25 protein-coding genes are annotated in these 16,476 nt (G+C 45.7%); 1 reads left to right on the forward strand and 24 read right to left on the reverse strand.

Features of this window, described 5'->3' with window-relative positions:
- Positions 1-278: 278 nt before the first annotated feature.
- A complete protein-coding gene (locus RRU94_RS25265) occupies positions 279-962 on the forward strand; it encodes a polysaccharide deacetylase family protein (protein WP_315693578.1) in 684 nt (227 codons plus the stop codon).
- A gap of 20 nt (positions 963-982) precedes the next feature.
- Here RRU94_RS25265 and RRU94_RS25270 read toward each other — a convergent pair whose 3' ends face one another.
- The 24 genes from RRU94_RS25270 to rpsH form a co-directional block, all read right to left on the reverse strand.
- Positions 983-1,585: a KinB-signaling pathway activation protein gene (locus RRU94_RS25270; RefSeq protein ID WP_315693579.1), complete on the reverse strand. Its 603-nt coding sequence runs from the start codon at positions 1,583-1,585 to the stop codon at positions 983-985.
- A 116-nt stretch (positions 1,586-1,701) separates the two neighbouring features.
- Complete coding sequence (locus RRU94_RS25275; RefSeq protein ID WP_315693580.1) at positions 1,702-2,763, reverse strand: P-loop NTPase; 1,062 nt, start codon at positions 2,761-2,763, stop codon at positions 1,702-1,704.
- Between the two features lie 75 nt (positions 2,764-2,838).
- On the reverse strand, positions 2,839-3,495 hold the full coding sequence (cwlD, locus tag RRU94_RS25280) for an N-acetylmuramoyl-L-alanine amidase CwlD (protein WP_410493066.1): 657 nt from the start codon (positions 3,493-3,495) through the stop codon (positions 2,839-2,841).
- 228 nt (positions 3,496-3,723) lie between these two features.
- Positions 3,724-4,116 carry a 30S ribosomal protein S9 gene (gene rpsI, locus RRU94_RS25285; protein ID WP_045851882.1) on the reverse strand — a complete coding sequence of 131 codons (393 nt, stop codon included), beginning with the start codon at positions 4,114-4,116 and terminating at the stop codon, positions 3,724-3,726.
- A gap of 28 nt (positions 4,117-4,144) precedes the next feature.
- A complete protein-coding gene (gene rplM, locus RRU94_RS25290; RefSeq protein ID WP_315693583.1) occupies positions 4,145-4,582 on the reverse strand; it encodes a 50S ribosomal protein L13 in 438 nt (145 codons plus the stop codon).
- Positions 4,583-4,797: 215 nt separating this feature from the next.
- Positions 4,798-5,538 (reverse strand): tRNA pseudouridine(38-40) synthase TruA, encoded by a 741-nt coding sequence (gene truA, locus RRU94_RS25295; protein WP_315693585.1) that lies wholly within the window; start codon positions 5,536-5,538, stop codon positions 4,798-4,800.
- Positions 5,539-5,551: 13 nt separating this feature from the next.
- A complete protein-coding gene (locus RRU94_RS25300) occupies positions 5,552-6,349 on the reverse strand; it encodes an energy-coupling factor transporter transmembrane component T family protein (RefSeq protein ID WP_315693586.1) in 798 nt (265 codons plus the stop codon).
- A complete protein-coding gene (locus tag RRU94_RS25305; protein WP_315693587.1) occupies positions 6,346-7,209 on the reverse strand; it encodes an energy-coupling factor ABC transporter ATP-binding protein in 864 nt (287 codons plus the stop codon). The genes RRU94_RS25300 and RRU94_RS25305 overlap by 4 nt, the downstream gene beginning before the upstream one ends.
- Positions 7,185-8,024 carry an energy-coupling factor ABC transporter ATP-binding protein gene (locus RRU94_RS25310; RefSeq protein ID WP_315693588.1) on the reverse strand — a complete coding sequence of 280 codons (840 nt, stop codon included), beginning with the start codon at positions 8,022-8,024 and terminating at the stop codon, positions 7,185-7,187. The genes RRU94_RS25305 and RRU94_RS25310 overlap by 25 nt, the downstream gene beginning before the upstream one ends.
- A 375-nt stretch (positions 8,025-8,399) precedes the next feature.
- Positions 8,400-8,792 carry a 50S ribosomal protein L17 gene (gene rplQ, locus RRU94_RS25315; RefSeq protein WP_242236744.1) on the reverse strand — a complete coding sequence of 131 codons (393 nt, stop codon included), beginning with the start codon at positions 8,790-8,792 and terminating at the stop codon, positions 8,400-8,402.
- 35 nt (positions 8,793-8,827) lie between these two features.
- On the reverse strand, positions 8,828-9,772 hold the full coding sequence (locus tag RRU94_RS25320; RefSeq protein ID WP_242236747.1) for a DNA-directed RNA polymerase subunit alpha: 945 nt from the start codon (positions 9,770-9,772) through the stop codon (positions 8,828-8,830).
- A 151-nt stretch (positions 9,773-9,923) separates the two neighbouring features.
- Complete coding sequence (rpsK, locus tag RRU94_RS25325) at positions 9,924-10,313, reverse strand: 30S ribosomal protein S11 (RefSeq protein ID WP_045851874.1); 390 nt, start codon at positions 10,311-10,313, stop codon at positions 9,924-9,926.
- Positions 10,314-10,338: 25 nt separating this feature from the next.
- Entirely contained in the window at positions 10,339-10,704 is a 366-nt protein-coding gene (gene rpsM, locus RRU94_RS25330) for a 30S ribosomal protein S13 (protein ID WP_050182379.1), read from the reverse strand.
- 23 nt (positions 10,705-10,727) lie between these two features.
- On the reverse strand, positions 10,728-10,841 hold the full coding sequence (gene rpmJ, locus RRU94_RS25335; protein ID WP_000868344.1) for a 50S ribosomal protein L36: 114 nt from the start codon (positions 10,839-10,841) through the stop codon (positions 10,728-10,730).
- 38 nt (positions 10,842-10,879) lie between these two features.
- Positions 10,880-11,098, reverse strand: a complete 219-nt coding sequence (infA, locus tag RRU94_RS25340) for a translation initiation factor IF-1 (protein ID WP_018395177.1) — start codon at positions 11,096-11,098, stop codon at positions 10,880-10,882.
- 43 nt (positions 11,099-11,141) lie between these two features.
- Complete coding sequence (gene map / locus RRU94_RS25345; protein WP_251273774.1) at positions 11,142-11,888, reverse strand: type I methionyl aminopeptidase; 747 nt, start codon at positions 11,886-11,888, stop codon at positions 11,142-11,144.
- Positions 11,888-12,541: an adenylate kinase gene (locus RRU94_RS25350; RefSeq protein ID WP_315693591.1), complete on the reverse strand. Its 654-nt coding sequence runs from the start codon at positions 12,539-12,541 to the stop codon at positions 11,888-11,890. The genes map and RRU94_RS25350 overlap by 1 nt, the downstream gene beginning before the upstream one ends.
- 56 nt (positions 12,542-12,597) lie before the next feature.
- Positions 12,598-13,899: a preprotein translocase subunit SecY gene (secY, locus tag RRU94_RS25355; RefSeq protein ID WP_315693592.1), complete on the reverse strand. Its 1,302-nt coding sequence runs from the start codon at positions 13,897-13,899 to the stop codon at positions 12,598-12,600.
- Positions 13,899-14,339 (reverse strand): 50S ribosomal protein L15, encoded by a 441-nt coding sequence (gene rplO, locus RRU94_RS25360; protein ID WP_315693593.1) that lies wholly within the window; start codon positions 14,337-14,339, stop codon positions 13,899-13,901. The genes secY and rplO overlap by 1 nt, the downstream gene beginning before the upstream one ends.
- Before the next feature lie 32 nt (positions 14,340-14,371).
- Positions 14,372-14,554 carry a 50S ribosomal protein L30 gene (gene rpmD, locus RRU94_RS25365; RefSeq protein WP_050182384.1) on the reverse strand — a complete coding sequence of 61 codons (183 nt, stop codon included), beginning with the start codon at positions 14,552-14,554 and terminating at the stop codon, positions 14,372-14,374.
- Between the two features lie 13 nt (positions 14,555-14,567).
- The gene (rpsE, locus tag RRU94_RS25370) at positions 14,568-15,068 is read right to left on the reverse strand and encodes a 30S ribosomal protein S5 (protein WP_242236762.1); all 501 of its coding nucleotides are present in this window, start codon (positions 15,066-15,068) and stop codon (positions 14,568-14,570) included.
- Positions 15,069-15,088: 20 nt separating this feature from the next.
- Positions 15,089-15,451, reverse strand: coding sequence for a 50S ribosomal protein L18 (rplR, locus tag RRU94_RS25375; protein WP_251273776.1), 363 nt, complete (start codon positions 15,449-15,451; stop codon positions 15,089-15,091).
- 34 nt (positions 15,452-15,485) lie between these two features.
- Complete coding sequence (gene rplF, locus RRU94_RS25380; RefSeq protein ID WP_251273777.1) at positions 15,486-16,022, reverse strand: 50S ribosomal protein L6; 537 nt, start codon at positions 16,020-16,022, stop codon at positions 15,486-15,488.
- A 28-nt stretch (positions 16,023-16,050) separates the two neighbouring features.
- Positions 16,051-16,446 (reverse strand): 30S ribosomal protein S8, encoded by a 396-nt coding sequence (rpsH, locus tag RRU94_RS25385; protein WP_046180679.1) that lies wholly within the window; start codon positions 16,444-16,446, stop codon positions 16,051-16,053.
- Between the last annotated feature and the right edge of the window lie 30 nt (positions 16,447-16,476).

Below are 16,476 nucleotides of genomic sequence, written 5' to 3' on the forward strand. Positions count from 1 at the left end.
TTTAGTGGAAGATAAAAATTTAAAACGTTGACGTTTTTATTGATTTTGTTCAGTTTTCAATGTTCAATGCGTTGCTCAATAGCAACTTTTATATAATATCATTTCGCCTCGTTATGTGTCAACACTTTTTTAAAAATGTTTTTTCGACATTTGTTTCTCGTAACGGGCAAGATTTAATTTACCATGCATACAATCAAATGGTCAATAGTTTTTCTTCTTTTTTTTATTTTTTTTCATATACTTTGTCAAATCACTTTAAAACGGAGGCTGAAGCCGCGATGCCTTGGTTATTTATTCGACTCAAACAATTAAAATGGGCTGTTCTCTTCCTTTCTTCCGTCACCATGGGTTTCGTCATCATGTCTCCGCCTGCTGAGCAGCCGGCCATTTCATTCGCCGGGCAGCCAGCTGCCATTTATAAAGGCAACGAGCACATTGCCTTAACCGTAAACGTAGATTCCACTTCGAAAAATACGTCCAAGCTTGTGAACATATTCATCGACCAGAAAGTGACGGCTTCTTTTTTTGTCACATCGTCCTGGCTGAAAAAACATCCAAAAACCGCAAAATTATTAGTCGATCGGGCTTTTGATATTGGAGTGCTGCTGACAGATGTTTCAGACGATCAGGCAGTGGAAAAAGAAATTGCCGCTGTCCAAAAGATATTAAGCACCTACGGAAGGAACTCCCTTCTCTTTATACGAGCGGCTGAAGATACGGGAGAATTACCGGACATGCCCGCTGCCCAAGGTTATTTAGCTGTTCAATGGAGCGTGAATTTAGCAGACCAGCCGCCTTCAGAATTGGTGCGTCATGTTGATGAAGGAGATATTATTCTTCTCAACCCGCAGGAGGATCTCCGTGTAACGAAGAAATGGCTGCCTCTTTTACTAACAAAGAAAAAAGTCATCAGCTTATCGGAATTGGCTGGCGGCCGGGCACAAGTCGAATATATCCCTTAAAAAACCATGAAAGCAGTTTGTTATGCTGCTTTCATGGTTTTTTGATTATACTTAGGGAGCATCAGCAGCTGAAAAGCGTTGCACGGCAGCAGAGTAAAAAGCATTAAATACAACCAGCTTTCTTCGTTTGCCTGCAGAACAGGAAGCCATTCAAGCGTTGTCACAACGACCATAAAAAACAGAGCCGCCACAAATACATTCCGGTTTCTGCCTCTTGCTTTTTGGTAAGCGGTCACAATTCCAACGAGAAGAAGAATCGCAGCGAGCAAGATGTAGGAACCGATCGTTTCTCCGCTGCTGAATGCTTGAAAGCGGAAATAAACGAGATCAAATAATACAACGGCAATAAGCGCTGTTTGAATACCCCCCCAATAAGACTTGAACAGTCCAAGACCAAACTGGTGAATTGTTAAGTATGCAAAAAACCCCATTTGGCTGATTACACTGAAGGTAAAGCCGACTCCAATAAGCCATGTTAAAACCGACAGTACTTCTCCCCACTCTCCGTTTGCAAACAGCGGAGCAAATTCATTCCAGCGGATGATAAAACCTAAGATACCTGTTGCGGCCCCGCCAATGAGCAGCGTATGTGTAAAAAAACGGATCCAATTTCGTATACCCACACAAAATTCCTCCCGTATGTTCGTCTTCTTCGATTGTACCAAGACATGCCTTCCTGCACCATGAACATTTTTTGACCGTCATAAAAAAAAGCTTCTGGGCCGAAGCCCAAAAGCGTTTAGTTAGATCCAATTTTTTGATCGAGCTTTTTAGCAATATCCAGATAAATCGAGCCAAGCGGATGATCCTCCGCATAAACAGATGGAGCAAAATCTTTCTCATCCCAGTCTGGCTGCTGCAGCGGAAGGCGGCCGAGCACTTCTGTGCGCAGCTCATCAGCGAGCTTGTCTCCTCCACCGCGTCCAAAAATGTATTCTTTTTCACCTGTTGTTTTGCTTTCAAAGTAAGCCATGTTCTCGATAACACCGACGACTTCATGATCTGTTTGCAGTGCCATTGCACCAGCACGCGCTGCAACAAAAGCTGCTGTTGGGTGCGGTGTAGTAACAATTACTTCTTTACAGCGCGGCAAAATCGTATGTACATCAAGCGCTACATCTCCTGTACCCGGAGGCAGGTCCAATAGGAGGTAATCGAGATCTCCCCATTCTACTTCCGTGAAAAAGTTATTCAGCATTTTGCCAAGCATAGGGCCGCGCCAAATAACCGGAGCGTTATCGTCTACAAAAAAGCCCATCGAAATAACTTTAACGTCAAAACGGTCAACCGGATAAATCTTTTGACCGCGGACTACTGGACGTGTCGTGATTCCCATCATATCCGGCACACTAAATCCGTAAATATCGGCGTCTATAAGACCAACTTTTTTTCCAAGGCGTGCAAGCGACACAGCAAGATTTACCGATACAGTTGATTTACCAACCCCGCCTTTTCCGCTCGCGATCGCCAGGAAGGTTGTTTCGCTGTTTGGAGACAGAAGGCCTTCATCCTGTCCTGCTGCATCTGCTCCGCGAAATTGGGCGATTTTTTCCTCAGATAATTGTTTAAATCGGATGCCGACTGTTTCCACACCCGCTTCTTTTAACGCATTCACAATTCGCATTTGCAGCTGAAGCTGTTCCGGTGTACCCGTTTGTGCAATTGCGATTTTAACACTGACATGATTTTTTTCTTCTTTAATGGATACCTCTTCAAGCCCCCCTGTTTCGGATAGTTTTTTATGTAAAAAAGGGTCTTCAAGAGCATTCACGATATCACGTACCTGTGTTTCTGTCATCATCAGTGGCACCATCCTTTGACTGTAGTATTCTCATTATTTAGTATAGCACACTCTCTGTGGATTGTTAGGAAACGGTTACTTCCCGTCTACGTAACGTAAAATGCCCCGGGAAATAGCCGCTGCTGTTTTTTCCTGATAGCTTTCACTTTCGAGAAGCCGGCGTTCGGCAGGATTAGATAGAAAGCCGATCTCGACAAGCGCCCCGGGAACATCCGCTTCTTTTAAAATAAAAACATGTCCGATCTCTGCCGGCTTCCGGTCTGTATTGCCCAGGTTGCCGACCAGTTCGTTTTGGATGGCTGTTGCAATCTGTTTGTTTTGAGGCATATGAGGCGAGTAAAAAGTCTGCGCTCCCCGCCATTGTTCTGCTGGAATCGCATTTAAGTGCACGCTTATAAGCAGGTCTGCCCCCGACTCGTTAATCAGCTGCTTTCTTTTGCGCAGATCTTCCGTTTTTCGCGTACGGACGCTTTTTGTTTCTGCCCCGGCTAAATCTTTATCTTTTTCTCTCGTCATAAGGACAACCGCGCCTTGTCCATTTAAATACTCTCTCAGCTTCTCTGAAACAGACAGGGCAATGTCCTTCTCGAGTGCCGGCTCACTTCCCGCGCCGCCATCCATTCCCCCATGCCCCGGATCAATCATAATCGTCATTCCGGTAAGCGGAGGACGCCAATCATTAAACACCGGCTTGACTCCTTGATATAAAAAAGCAGCAGCCGCTGCGAGCATCAGAACGAAAATAAGCTTTTTCATCGCTTTCCCTCCTGTCACGACCACTATATGTAGAAAAACCGGCTCACATGAAAGAATCCTTTCCCGTTATCAGGAAAGGATGACTGATTGATCTGTTTAAGCCGTTCCAGAAGCCTTATGAGAACTGCTTTATCCAGCTAGAGAGAGCTGGATAAATAAAAAAGACTCCCAGCCAAAAAGCTGAGAGTCTTCCAAACGCAAAAATTAACGTTTTGAGAACTGAGGTGCGCGACGAGCGCCTTTAAGACCGTATTTTTTACGTTCTTTTGCACGTGCATCACGTGTAAGGTAGCCAGCACGTTTTAGTGTTGGACGGAATTCTGGATCAGCTTGCAGAAGAGCACGCGCGATACCGTGACGGATCGCTCCCGCTTGTCCTGTGTAGCCGCCTCCGTTTACATTTACGTGTACATCGTAGCTGTTTACTGTTTCAGTCGCAACAAGCGGCTGGTTGATCACAGTGCGCAGCGCTTCGAATGGAATATAATCTTCAGCAGTACGGCCGTTGATGATGATTTTACCTTCGCCTGGTACTAGACGTACGCGGGCTACTGAACTTTTACGGCGTCCTGTGCCTAAGTATTGAACTTGTGACAATGTCATTTCCTCCTTTTAGTTAAATAAATTATCCGCGAAGTTCGTAAACTTCTGGTTGTTGTGCTTCGTGTTTGTGTTCTGCTCCAGCGTAAACGTGAAGTTTCTTGAACATTTGACGACCTAAAGAACCTTTTGGAAGCATGCCTTTGATTGCAAGCTCAAGCATTCTTTCAGGGTTTTTGTCACGCATTTGACCAGCAGTTGTTGATTTCAAACCACCTGGATACATGCTGTGACGGTAATAGATTTTCCCTTGAAGTTTGTTACCTGTTAATTCGATTTTAGATGCATTGATGATGATCACGTGATCGCCTGTGTCAACATGTGGTGTGAAAGTTGGTTTATGTTTGCCGCGCAAAATAGATGCTACTTCGCTTGAAAGACGGCCCAATGTTTTGCCTTCAGCATCGATCACGAACCATTTACGCTCGATTTCGCCTGCTTTCGCCATATAAGTCGTACGCATTGTTTACCCTCCTGATTTGTTTGTATTTTACGGTTCCATGTATTTATATCACGAATAAGTTTCCGGGGCTTATCGTGGGGTCAAATAACATACCATATGCTATAATATACCGCTTGTTATTCATTGTCAAGATAAAATGCAACACTTGGTGAAGTTGTCACGAAAAGAATTTAAAACACGGCTTTTTTCCGCCCCTTTAAAAGCCGTCAGATGTTTTAGTCATAATGAACGGACCATAGATATAATCCTTCCGCAGGAGCCGTCTGAGCGGCACGATTGCGGTCTCTTGCTGCTAGAATATGAGCCACCTCATCAGGCTCCAGACGCCCATTTCCGACCTTTATAAGCGTCCCTGTCATGATCCGGACCATGTTATATAAAAAGCCGGTGCCGGCAAAGCGGATTTCCAGATCGTCACCCTGCTCCAAAAATGAAATATCTGTGACAGTCCGCACTTTATTTTCTTTATCCGTTTTCGTCGAGCAAAAAGAAGTAAAATCATGCTCCCCTAGCAGATGTGCAGCCGCTCGCTTCATTCGTTCAACGTCAAGCGGATACGGATAATGATAAGCATGCACCGTACGAAACGGATCACGGTATGGTGTCCGGTAAATACGGTAACGGTATTCCTTCCCTGTAACCGAGTAACGGGCATGAAAGGTCTCCGGGACTTCCTCGGCCCGCTTAACAGATATATCCTCCGGCAGCACCCCGTTTAAAGCACGGGCCCAGCGCTCTGCCGGCATCTCAATGGGTGTGTCAAAATGAATGATCTGCCCCATTGCATGTACACCTGCATCCGTACGGCCCGATGCATGAGTTTTAATCGGGGTCTTTTTATGAATTTTCCAAAGTGCGCGCTCCACTTCCTGCTGTACAGTCCGGTCCTTCGGCTGTGACTGGTAGCCGGAAAAGCGAGAGCCATCATACATTAACTTACATTTAATTCGTTTCACGCTCATTCCTCCATCAGCTTCTCAGCCCGACTAAGGCAGCTGCCAGCGCTGCTAGAACAAACAGCGCAGCTGTATCCCGCAGATGCCACGCGAGTACACGGTATTTGGTGCGTCCTTCGCCTCCGCGGTAGCCACGTGCTTCCATGGCTACTGCCAGCTCCTCCGCCCGCTTAAAGGCACTGACAAACAGGGGAATCAAAAGCGGAATCACGGCCTTAACCCGGCTTGAAACGGACCCGCTTGTAAAATCAGCGCCCCGGGCCATCTGGGCTTTCATAATTTTGTCCGTTTCATCCAGCAGCGTCGGGATAAAGCGCAGAGAAATCGAGATCATCAGTGCCAGCTCATGAACCGGCACTTTCACTCGTTTTAACGGACCAAAAAGTGATTCAATTCCATCTGTTACGGAAATAGGCGGTGTAGTCAGTGTCAGAAGCGACGTAACAAAGATCAACAGGAGAAAGCGCAGGGAAATAAAAGCGCCTTTAATGATCCCGCCTTTATAAATGCTCAAGAACCCCAGCTGAGCCAAAACCTCTCCCTCTTTTGTAAAAAACACATGTATCAAAAAGGTAAAGAGGATAAGAAAAATAACCGGTTTTAATCCAGCCATTAAAAAAGCAATCCGTACGTTTGACAGCAAGATAACAACAAGCGTAAACAAGCTCAGCAAAGCATACGTAAGCACATTATTGGCTAAAAACACAATCAGGACAAAGCCGAAAATAAATAATAGCTTGGCCCGGGGGTCCATCCGGTGTACAACTGAATCGCCCGGCAGGTAACGGCCTAAAATTATTTTTTCCATCATGGGCGCTCACCTCGAAGACGGGCTATTTCATGAGCAAGTTCTTCAGGTGTTAAGCAAAGATGAGGAAGCGGCTGTCCAAGCTTTTCCTCAAACATATACTGCAGCCGAACCGTCTCCGGCACATCAAGCCCAAGAGCCGTTAAGCTGGCCCGATTCCGAAAAAGCTCCCGCGGCGTGCCCATTTTCGCAACACGGCCTTTATGCATGACAATCAGCCGGTCTGCATAACGAGCCGCATCTTCCATGCTGTGCGTCACGAGCACGCAGGTCAGGCTGTTTTCTTTTTTTAACGAATGAAACAGCTCCATGATTTCACGACGCCCGCGCGGATCCAGCCCTGCTGTCGGCTCATCTAATACGAGCACATCCGGCTTCATCGCCAGCACGCCGGCAATGGCTACCCGGCGCATTTGCCCGCCTGATAGGTCAAAAGGAGAGCGCTCCAGCACAGATGGCGGAAGCCCCACAAGATGAATCGCTTCACGAGCCCGTTTTCTGGCTTCTTCCTCAGATACACCGAAATTCATCGGCCCAAAGCAAATATCCTTTTCTACCGTTTCTTCAAACAGCTGATGCTCTGGAAACTGAAACACAATACCGACGCGGCGGCGGACGTCTTTTAAATTCTTTTCTTTCCGGCCGGCGACAATCGTCCGGCTGCCGACCTCAATTTTGCCTCGCAGCGGCTGCAGCAGCACATTTAAATGCTGCAGAACCGTCGATTTCCCAGAGCCGGTATGGCCGATTACTGCTACGTATTCACCGGAAGGAATATGAAAGGTGATATCTGTAATCGCGAGCCGCTCAAACGGCGTTCCGGCTGCATAGCGGTATTCTACTCCGTGAAATTTAATGTCCATACGTCTCTCACCAGCTCTTCTTCCGTAAAATGGCGCTCCGACAGGGTGATTCCTTTATCCGCCAGCAGTTGGCTCATCCGGACTGAAAATGGAACATCAAGACCTAATGTAAGCAATTCCTGATCCAGTTGGAAAATAGCCTGTGGAGACCCTTCTGCATATACACTGCTTTCATTCAACACAATGACCCGGTCCGCTTTCGCAGCTTCCTCCAAATCATGTGTAATAGAGATAACCGTTAATCCTTCTTTCTCTTTAAGATCACGAATCGTATTCATCACTTCATCACGTCCGGCCGGGTCAAGCATCGAGGTGGCTTCATCAAGCAGGATAATGTCCGGCCGCAGCGCAATCACGCTGGCAATGGCTACCCGCTGTTTTTGACCGCCTGAAAGATGGTGTGGCTCTTGATTCAGAAAAGCGGTCATGCCGACTTTTTGGAGCGCTTCCTGTACACGTTCTTTCATTTCCTTTTGTTCGACACCGTTATTTTCTAACCCAAAAGCCACATCATCTTGCACAGTGGTACCGACAAACTGGTTGTCTGGATTCTGAAAAACCATTCCGAGCTTTTTCCGAATCGCCCACACATTTTGTTCTGAAAGAGCCAGTCCGCTGATGGTGACCGTTCCTTCCTGCGGATAGTGAAGACCGTTCAGCATTTTAGCAAGCGTGGATTTCCCTGAACCATTATGACCGACAATCGCCAGCCATTCACCGCGCTGCACATGAAAAGACACATGCTGAAGAGCAAAAGCAGTTTGATCCGGATATTGAAATGACACATCGTCAATCGAGATAATGGATTCCTTCATGCTGGCACCTCCTTATTTCGGCAAAAATAAAAAAAGCCCGCACCCCGAGCCGAAGAATGGATTTCTTCTTGCTGCTACGGCAGCGTGGCAGGGGGTGCATGAGCTAGACGGGACGCACGTGAAGCGTAAGAAGGTACGCCCATCGTAACGCTCTAAGCTTGTTCATTCGAAAGTGCAGAGGTGACTGCGGAGAGCAGAACAGAAGCAAAGAATGCGGTTTCGTGGTTCGCCATGCTTGTATTCTGTGCATACTGCAGGCCTCCGTTGGCAATTGAAACTGGACTTTCCAAAAACCGGCACTTTCTTAAGATATAAAAAAAGGGCAAAACAAAGCAACGTTCGTTTTGTTCTGCCCATTTCGCGGTCTTAAGGAGCTTATACTAGCTCGATAATCACCATTGGTGCGCCATCGCCGCGGCGTGGACCAACTTTCATAATGCGAGTGTAGCCACCTTGACGCTCATTGTAGCGTGGTGCCACATCATCAAACAATTTTTGAAGTGCGTAAACTGGCTGTTCTTTCGTTTTGCCGTTTTTCTCTACTTCTTTCGTAGAAGCGACTTCGTGACGAAGGAATGCTGCAGCCTGACGGCGGGCATGCAAGTCACCACGTTTACCGAGTGTAATCATTTTTTCTACAACTGAGCGCAATTCTTTTGCACGTGCTTCAGTCGTTTCAATGCGTTCGCTGATGATAAGGTCTGTTGTCAAATCACGAAGCATCGCTTTGCGCTGAGCGCTTGTACGTCCTAGCTTTCTGTAAGCCATGAAGATACCCTCCTTTATTGATGTCGTTTATTTAATCAATCTTCTTTTCGTAAGCCGAGTCCAAGCTCGTCCAGCTTCGCCTTTACTTCTTCAAGAGATTTACGGCCAAGGTTGCGGACTTTCATCATATCGTCTTCGCTCTTGTTCGCAAGTTCTTGAACAGTATTAATACCAGCGCGCTTCAAGCAGTTGTAAGAACGAACAGATAGATCAAGTTCTTCGATCGTCATCTCAAGTACTTTTTCTTTCTGGTCTTCTTCTTTTTCTACCATGATTTCCGCATGCTGTGCTTCGTCTGTTAATCCTACGAAAATGTTAAGATGTTCGTTTAAGATTTTCGCCCCTAAGGAAATAGCTTCCTTCGGTCCGATGCTGCCATCTGTCCAAACGTCCAGTGACAACTTATCAAAGTTTGAAAGCTGCCCAACCCGTGTGTTTTCCACTTGGAAGTTTACACGTGATACAGGCGTATAGATGGAGTCGATCGCAATGACGCCGATTGGATGATCTTCTTTTTTGTTGTGATCAGCCCGGTTGTACCCTCTGCCGCGTTGTGCCGTCAAGCGCATACGGAAATTAGCGTTTTCACCTAATGTCGCAATATGCAGATCCGGATTTAAAATTTCCACATCGCTGTCGTGAGTAATGTCGGCAGCCGTTACGGTTCCTGGACCTTGAACATCGATTTCAAGCGTTTTTTCCTCATCTGAGTAAATTTTAAGCGCAAGTTTTTTAATGTTCAAAATGATCGACGTAACATCTTCTACGACGCCTTCAATTGTTGAGAATTCGTGCAGTACGCCATCAATCTGAATGGACGTCACTGCGGCACCCGGAAGTGAAGATAATAAAATACGACGCAAGGAGTTCCCTAGAGTAGTACCATATCCGCGTTCAAGTGGTTCCACGACGAACTTTCCAAACGTAGCATCATCGCTGATCTCAACCGTTTCAATTTTTGGCTTTTCAATTTCGATCATTCCATTTTCCCTCCTCGAATACGTCAAAATTCCGGCAACCCGAAATTCCCATGTTTACCATTCCCGATTGTACAAAGTAATTGGTCAATTCCTGAATCAAAACAGTCAATTTTCCATTATAACCGGAATAGTTCTCCTTTATGCAGGAAGATTAAACACGACGACGTTTTGGAGGACGGCAGCCATTGTGAGGTACTGGAGTTACGTCTTTGATTGCTGTAACTTCTAGACCTGCTGCTTGAAGCGCACGAATAGCTGCTTCACGGCCTGAACCTGGACCTTTTACTGTTACTTCAAGAGTTTTCATACCATGTTCGATTGATGCTTTTGCAGCTGTTTCAGCAGCCATTTGAGCAGCAAACGGAGTGGATTTACGTGATCCTCTGAAACCAAGGGCACCTGCACTTGACCAAGATAGAGCGTTACCGTGAACGTCTGTAATAGTGACAATTGTATTGTTGAACGTTGAGCGGATGTGAGCAATACCAGATTCGATATTCTTTTTCACACGACGCTTACGAGTTTGTTGTTTACGAGCCATGTTCTAATTCTGCCTCCTTTACCGATTATTTTTTCTTGTTAGCTACAGTTTTACGCGGGCCTTTGCGAGTACGCGCGTTGTTTTTTGTGTTCTGTCCACGAACTGGAAGACCACGACGATGACGGATACCACGGAATGAACCGATTTCCATCAAACGTTTAATGTTAAGAGATACTTCACGACGAAGGTCACCCTCTACTTTTAAGCGGTCAACGATGTCACGGATTTTGTTTAGTTCATCTTCCGTTAAGTCGCGTACGCGAGTTTCTTGAGAAACACCTGCTTCTTCAAGAATTTGCTCAGCAGTTGGTCTGCCAATACCGAAAATATAAGTTAATGAGATAACTACACGCTTGTCGCGTGGAATATCAACACCTGCTACACGTGCCATAAAATGTGCACCTCCCTTTAATATTAGCCTTGTTTTTGTTTATGCTTAGGGTTTTCACAAATAACCATAACTTTGCCGCGTCTGCGAATAACTTTACATTTCTCACAGATTGGCTTAACTGATGGTCTTACTTTCATTTCTCCAACCTCCTTCATAGTCCGGAGCGCCATATATGTTATTTGTAACGGTACGTGATCCGTCCGCGTGTTAAGTCATACGGTGAAAGTTCTACTGTTACTTTATCACCAGGCAAGATACGGATAAAATGCATACGGATTTTGCCTGAAACGTGCGCTAAAATAGTATGCCCATTTTCCAATTCTACCTTAAACATGGCATTTGGCAAAGTTTCAGTGACTGTACCTTCAATTTCAATTACGTCGTCTTTCGCCACTTGCTTCCTCTCCCTTCACTTTTCATCCGATTGGCAGCCTGCCTCAAGCTTTCGTTAAAATCTCAAAGCCTGTTTCGGTAATCGCAATTGTATGTTCAAAATGAGCACACATTTTTCCATCCTGTGTAACGACAGTCCAATTATCCTCAAGTGTTTTTACGTAACGATGACCGGCATTGACCATCGGTTCGATCGCAAGCACCATACCAGGTTTTAGTACCGGTCCCCTCCCTGGCGGACCATAATGGGGAATTTGCGGAGCCTCATGAAGGTTCTGCCCGACACCGTGCCCAACATACTCACGAACGATTGAAAAGCCATTCGATTCCACATACGTTTGAATCGCATGGGAGATGTTTGAAAGACGTTCACCCGGTTTCGCTTCATTGAGTCCGATGTAAAGCGATTCCTCTGTTACGTCGAGAAGCTTCTCCGTCTCAGGTGCAATCCGGCCAACAGCATATGTCCAGGCCGAGTCGCCATGATACCCCTTATAATAAGCACCAATATCAATGCTGATAATGTCGCCTTCTTGTAATATACGGCTGCCTGGAATTCCGTGCACAAGCTCTTCATTCACTGAAGCGCAAATGCTGCCCGAAAAACCATTATACCCTTTAAAAGAAGGTGCTGCATTCATGCTTCGAATGAATTTTTCTGCAACAGCATCCAGCTCCATCGTGCTTATCCCGGGAGAGATATGGTTTTGCAGTTCCTGATGTGTAAGCGCGACAATACGCCCCGCTTCTTTCATAATCTCCAGTTCACGAGGGGTTTTACAAATGATCATTAGTTACAAAGACCTTTTAGGAGTTCGTCAATGTTTTCGAAAACTACATTGATATCCTGCTGGCCGTTAATGTTCTTTAAATAGCCTTTTTCGCTGTAGAAAGCAAGCAATGGTGCTGTTTGCTTTACGTTTACGTCAAGGCGGTTCTGAACCGTTTCTGCATTATCATCAGCACGCTGATACAATTCCCCACCGCAGCGGTCGCATGTATCTTCCTTTGCTGGCGGGTTGAATTCCAAATGATACGTCGCACCGCAAGCTTTGCAAATGCGTCGGCCTGTTAAGCGTGCCATCAAAATATCTTGATCTACTTCAACGTTGATGACGTAATCAATTTTACGGTTTAAGCCGAATAAAATATCTTCAAGTGCTTCTGCCTGCGCTACTGTACGAGGAAAGCCATCTAATAGAAAGCCTTTTTCGCAGTCCGCTTTTGCCAAGCGCTCGTTAACAATACCGATCGTTACCTCATCTGGAACGAGTTCGCCTTTATCCATAAATGATTTTGCTTTCAAGCCTAGTTCCGTTTCATCCTTCATTGCAGCACGGAACATGTCCCCTGTTGAAATGTGCGGTACACCGTACTTTTCAACAATTTTCTCTGCCTGAGTTCCTTTACCGGCACCAGGCAATCCCATCAACACGAGATTCATCGATATACCCCCTCAGTCTGATCGAGGTGAAGTGAATCACACACTCTTCACCGTGCTTACTTCATAAAGCCCTTGTAATGGCGCTTTACAAGTTGTGCTTCAAGCTGCTTCATTGTTTCAAGTGCCACACCGACGACGATCAAAAGACTAGTACCGCCGATTTGCGCCGCTGGTGGAAGACCCGCGAATTTAATGAAGAAAACAGGCAGCACAGCAACGGCTGAAAGGAAAATTGCACCGACAAAAGTCAGACGGTAAAGCACATTTGTCAAATAATCCTGTGTGTTCTTCCCAGGGCGAATGCCCGGAATATATCCACCCTGTTTTTTCAAGTTGTCAGCAACTTGTTCAGGGTTTACTTGAATGAAAGCATAGAAATACGTAAACGCCACAATCAATGCTACATAAATCGTCATACCGATCGGTTTCGTATAGTCAAAGATGTTTTGGATCGTGGTCGTCACATCGTTTGAACCAAAAAACGAACCAATTGTTTGCGGTGTGATTAAGAATGAAATCGCAAAGATAACCGGGATAACACCCGCCGCGTTTACTTTAAGTGGAAGATGTGTCGACTGGCCGCCAACCGGCGTCATGCCGCCACCTGCTCCAACACGTTTCGCATATTGAATCGGGATTTTTCGCAGCGCCTGCTGGAAATAGATAACCCCTACAATAATCGCCAATACTGCAAGCAGGATCAAAAGAAGTACAACAATACGCAGGAAGAGCTGATCGCCCGCTCCTTCAATTTGCTGTGCGTAAATTTGGTTAACTGCTCCAGGAATGGCCGCCACAATTCCGGCGAAAATGATAACCGAGATTCCGTTGCCGACTCCTTTTGCTGTGATTTGTTCACCAAGCCACATAAGGAAAGCAGTACCCGCTGTCAGCACCAATGCAATGAGCAAATAGCCGCCAACGCTGCTGTTTTCGACAAGTAATCCTCCATACAGACGGTTAAATCCGTATGACATCCCAAAACCTTGAATGAGGCCGAGCACAATTGTGAAGTAGCGGGTAAACTGAGTCAGTTTGCGCCGTCCAACGTCACCCTGCTTCGACCATTCAGTGAATTTAGGCACAACATCCATTTGTAACAACTGCACAATGATAGATGCTGTAATGTATGGCATAATCCCCATTGCGAGAATCGAGAAGTTTTGAAGCGCTCCTCCGCCAAACGTATTAAGGAATCCAATCAGTCCCGCCTGCTCCTGCATGCGGAGAATATCCGCATTAACATAAGGAACAGGAATAAATGTACCGATCCGGAACACGATTAACATAAGGAGGGTGAATATAATTTTGTTTCTTATATCACCCACACGCATAAAATTGGAGATTGTGCGAAACATTAGATCACCTCAATCTTACCGCCAGCCGCTTCAATTGCTTCTTTAGCAGCAGCAGAGAATTTGTGAGCTTTAACTGTAAGCTTTTTCTCTACGTTGCCGTTTGCAAGAATTTTAATTCCTGCTTTTTCGCTTTTTACGATGCCGCTTTCGATAAGAAGTTCAGGTGTAACCTCTGTTCCTTCTTCGAAACGATTCAATGTATCGATGTTCACAACTGCATAGTCTTTACGGTTTACGTTAGTAAAGCCGCGCTTTGGAAGACGACGGAATAAAGGAGTTTGTCCACCTTCAAATCCAAGACGGACACCACCGCCTGAACGTGCGTTTTGACCTTTATGACCTTTACCTGCCGTTTTACCGTTACCAGAACCTGTACCGCGACCTACACGGTTACGTTCTTTACGAGAACCTGCAGCTGGTTTCAATTCATGAAGTTTCATGCTCTTGCACCTCCTTGTTCTATAAAATCAAATTATTTTTCTGTAACAGTCACAAGATGAGACACTTTGTTGATCATACCGCGAATTGCCGGGTTGTCGTTTTGCTCAACCGTTTGGTGCATTTTGCGAAGACCAAGTGCCTTAACAGTATCGCGCTGATCTTGTGTACGTCCGATCAGACTGCGAGTGAGGGTAATTTGTAGTTTTTCAGCCATTATGATTCCCTCCTTATCCTAACAGTTCTTCTACAGATTTGCCGCGAAGTTTTGCAACTTCTTCAGCTGTTTTCAGGTCTTTAAGGCCTGCAATTGTAGCGCGAACCATGTTGATTGGCGTGTTTGAACCAAGTGATTTGGAGAGGATATCACCAACACCAGCAAGTTCAAGTACCGCACGGACAGGTCCACCAGCGATAACTCCAGTACCTTCAGAAGCAGGTTTCAAAAGAACTTCACCCGCACCGAATTGACCGATAACTTGGTGTGGCAAAGTTGTGCCAACCATCGGTACGTATACAAGGTTTTTCTTCGCATCTTCAATTGCTTTACGGATCGCGTCTGGAACTTCTTGAGCTTTACCAGTTCCAAAACCGACATTACCATTTTTATCGCCAACGACAACCAGTGCAGTAAAGCGGAAACGACGTCCACCTTTTACTACTTTCGCAACACGGTTGACCGTTACTACGCGTTCTTCAAGTTCAAGTTTGTTTGGATCAATGCGACGCATTAAATGTGTCCCTCCTTTTATTAGAATTGTAGGCCGTTTTCACGAGCAGCGTCAGCCAAAGCTTTCACGCGGCCATGATAAAGGTAGCCCCCACGGTCGAATACAACAGCAGCGACACCTTTTTCAGTTGCGCGGTTAGCAAGCAATTCGCCAACTTTCGCAGCAGCTTCAAGGTTGCCTGTTGATTCAAGACCGAAATCTTTTTCAATAGTTGAAGCACTTGCAAGTGTAACACCATTTGCATCATCAATCAATTGAGCGTAAAGGTGCTTGTTTGAACGGAATACGTTCAAGCGAGGACGCGCGGCTGTACCAGCGATTTTCGCACGTACACGGGCATGGCGTCTTTTACGCGTTTTATTCTTATCAGCTTTTGTGATCATCCCGAGGTCACTCCTTTCTGATGCCTATGCGGCATTATTTACCTGTTTTACCTTCTTTGCGGCGAACCTGTTCACCTTCGTAACGAATACCTTTGCCTTTGTACGGCTCAGGAGGACGAACTTGGCGGATGTTAGCAGCAATTGCACCAACGCGCTCTTTGTCGATCCCTTTGATGCTGATTTTTGTATTTGCAGGAACGTCGATATCGATGCCTTGTTCAGCTTCGAATTCTACTGGGTGAGAGTAACCAACGCTTAGTACAAGTTTCGTTCCTTGTTTTTGAGCACGGTAACCGACACCAACCAACTCAAGGTTGCGTTCGAACCCTTTTGATACGCCTTCTACCATATTGGCAAGAAGTGCACGAGTTGTTCCGTGGATTGTACGGTGTTCTTTTGAATCTGAAGGACGAACAACTGTTACGTTGCTGCCGTCTACTTCAATTGTCAAATCTTTGTTGAACTGACGAGTCAATTCTCCTTTAGGACCTTTGACAGTCACTTCATTGTTGTTGTTTGTAATCGTTACGCCTTCTGGAAGCTCGATTACTTTTTTACCTACGCGTGACATAGTCGCACCTCCATTCTTTAAAAGATTATTACCAAACGTACGCGAGTACTTCGCCGCCTACTTGTTTAGCGCGGGCTTCTTTATCAGTAACTACACCAGTAGATGTAGAAAGAATTGCAATACCAAGACCGTTAAGTACACGAGGTACCTCATCAGCTTTCGCGTAAACGCGAAGACCTGGTTTAGAAATACGCTTCAAGCCTGTGATTACACGCTCATTGCCGCTGTATTTCAAGAAAATGCGGATAACACCTTGTTTGTCGTCTTCGATGAACTCAACGTCACGGACGAATCCTTCACGTTTCAAGATTTCAGCGATTTCGCGTTTAATTTTGGAAGCAGGTACTTCCAGTTTTTCGTGACGAACCATGTTCGCATTACGGATGCGAGTCAGCAAGTCAGCAATCGGATCAGTCATAACCATTTATATTTACCTCCTTCCGGAATCAGTGTA

The sequence above is a fragment of the Domibacillus sp. DTU_2020_1001157_1_SI_ALB_TIR_016 genome, assembly GCF_032341995.1.
Lineage (GTDB): Bacteria > Bacillota > Bacilli > Bacillales > Domibacillaceae > Domibacillus > Domibacillus indicus_A.

Excerpts from the sequence above, each read along its gene's own strand:
- RRU94_RS25265 (WP_315693578.1), top strand. The coding sequence starts at position 279 with ATGCCTTGGTTATTTATTCGACTCAAACAATTAAAATGGGCTGTTCTC.
- RRU94_RS25275 (WP_315693580.1), bottom strand. The coding sequence starts at position 2,763 with ATGATGACAGAAACACAGGTACGTGATATCGTGAATGCTCTTGAAGAC.
- cwlD (WP_410493066.1), bottom strand. The coding sequence starts at position 3,495 with ATGCTCGCAGCGGCTGCTGCTTTTTTATATCAAGGAGTCAAGCCGGTG.
- rplM (WP_315693583.1), bottom strand. The coding sequence starts at position 4,582 with ATGCGTACGACTTATATGGCGAAAGCAGGCGAAATCGAGCGTAAATGG.
- RRU94_RS25300 (WP_315693586.1), bottom strand. The coding sequence starts at position 6,349 with ATGATGGAAAAAATAATTTTAGGCCGTTACCTGCCGGGCGATTCAGTT.
- RRU94_RS25305 (WP_315693587.1), bottom strand. The coding sequence starts at position 7,209 with ATGGACATTAAATTTCACGGAGTAGAATACCGCTATGCAGCCGGAACG.
- RRU94_RS25310 (WP_315693588.1), bottom strand. The coding sequence starts at position 8,024 with ATGAAGGAATCCATTATCTCGATTGACGATGTGTCATTTCAATATCCG.
- rplQ (WP_242236744.1), bottom strand. The coding sequence starts at position 8,792 with ATGGCTTACAGAAAGCTAGGACGTACAAGCGCTCAGCGCAAAGCGATG.
- RRU94_RS25320 (WP_242236747.1), bottom strand. The coding sequence starts at position 9,772 with ATGATCGAAATTGAAAAGCCAAAAATTGAAACGGTTGAGATCAGCGAT.
- rpsK (WP_045851874.1), bottom strand. The coding sequence starts at position 10,313 with ATGGCTCGTAAACAACAAACTCGTAAGCGTCGTGTGAAAAAGAATATC.
- rpsM (WP_050182379.1), bottom strand. The coding sequence starts at position 10,704 with ATGGCACGTGTAGCAGGTGTTGATATTCCACGCGACAAGCGTGTAGTT.
- rpmJ (WP_000868344.1), bottom strand. The coding sequence starts at position 10,841 with ATGAAAGTAAGACCATCAGTTAAGCCAATCTGTGAGAAATGTAAAGTT.
- map (WP_251273774.1), bottom strand. The coding sequence starts at position 11,888 with ATGATCATTTGTAAAACCCCTCGTGAACTGGAGATTATGAAAGAAGCG.
- RRU94_RS25350 (WP_315693591.1), bottom strand. The coding sequence starts at position 12,541 with ATGAATCTCGTGTTGATGGGATTGCCTGGTGCCGGTAAAGGAACTCAG.
- secY (WP_315693592.1), bottom strand. The coding sequence starts at position 13,899 with ATGTTTCGCACAATCTCCAATTTTATGCGTGTGGGTGATATAAGAAAC.
- rplO (WP_315693593.1), bottom strand. The coding sequence starts at position 14,339 with ATGAAACTTCATGAATTGAAACCAGCTGCAGGTTCTCGTAAAGAACGT.
- rpmD (WP_050182384.1), bottom strand. The coding sequence starts at position 14,554 with ATGGCTGAAAAACTACAAATTACCCTCACTCGCAGTCTGATCGGACGT.
- rpsE (WP_242236762.1), bottom strand. The coding sequence starts at position 15,068 with ATGCGTCGCATTGATCCAAACAAACTTGAACTTGAAGAACGCGTAGTA.
- rplR (WP_251273776.1), bottom strand. The coding sequence starts at position 15,451 with ATGATCACAAAAGCTGATAAGAATAAAACGCGTAAAAGACGCCATGCC.
- rplF (WP_251273777.1), bottom strand. The coding sequence starts at position 16,022 with ATGTCACGCGTAGGTAAAAAAGTAATCGAGCTTCCAGAAGGCGTAACG.
- rpsH (WP_046180679.1), bottom strand. The coding sequence starts at position 16,446 with ATGGTTATGACTGATCCGATTGCTGACTTGCTGACTCGCATCCGTAAT.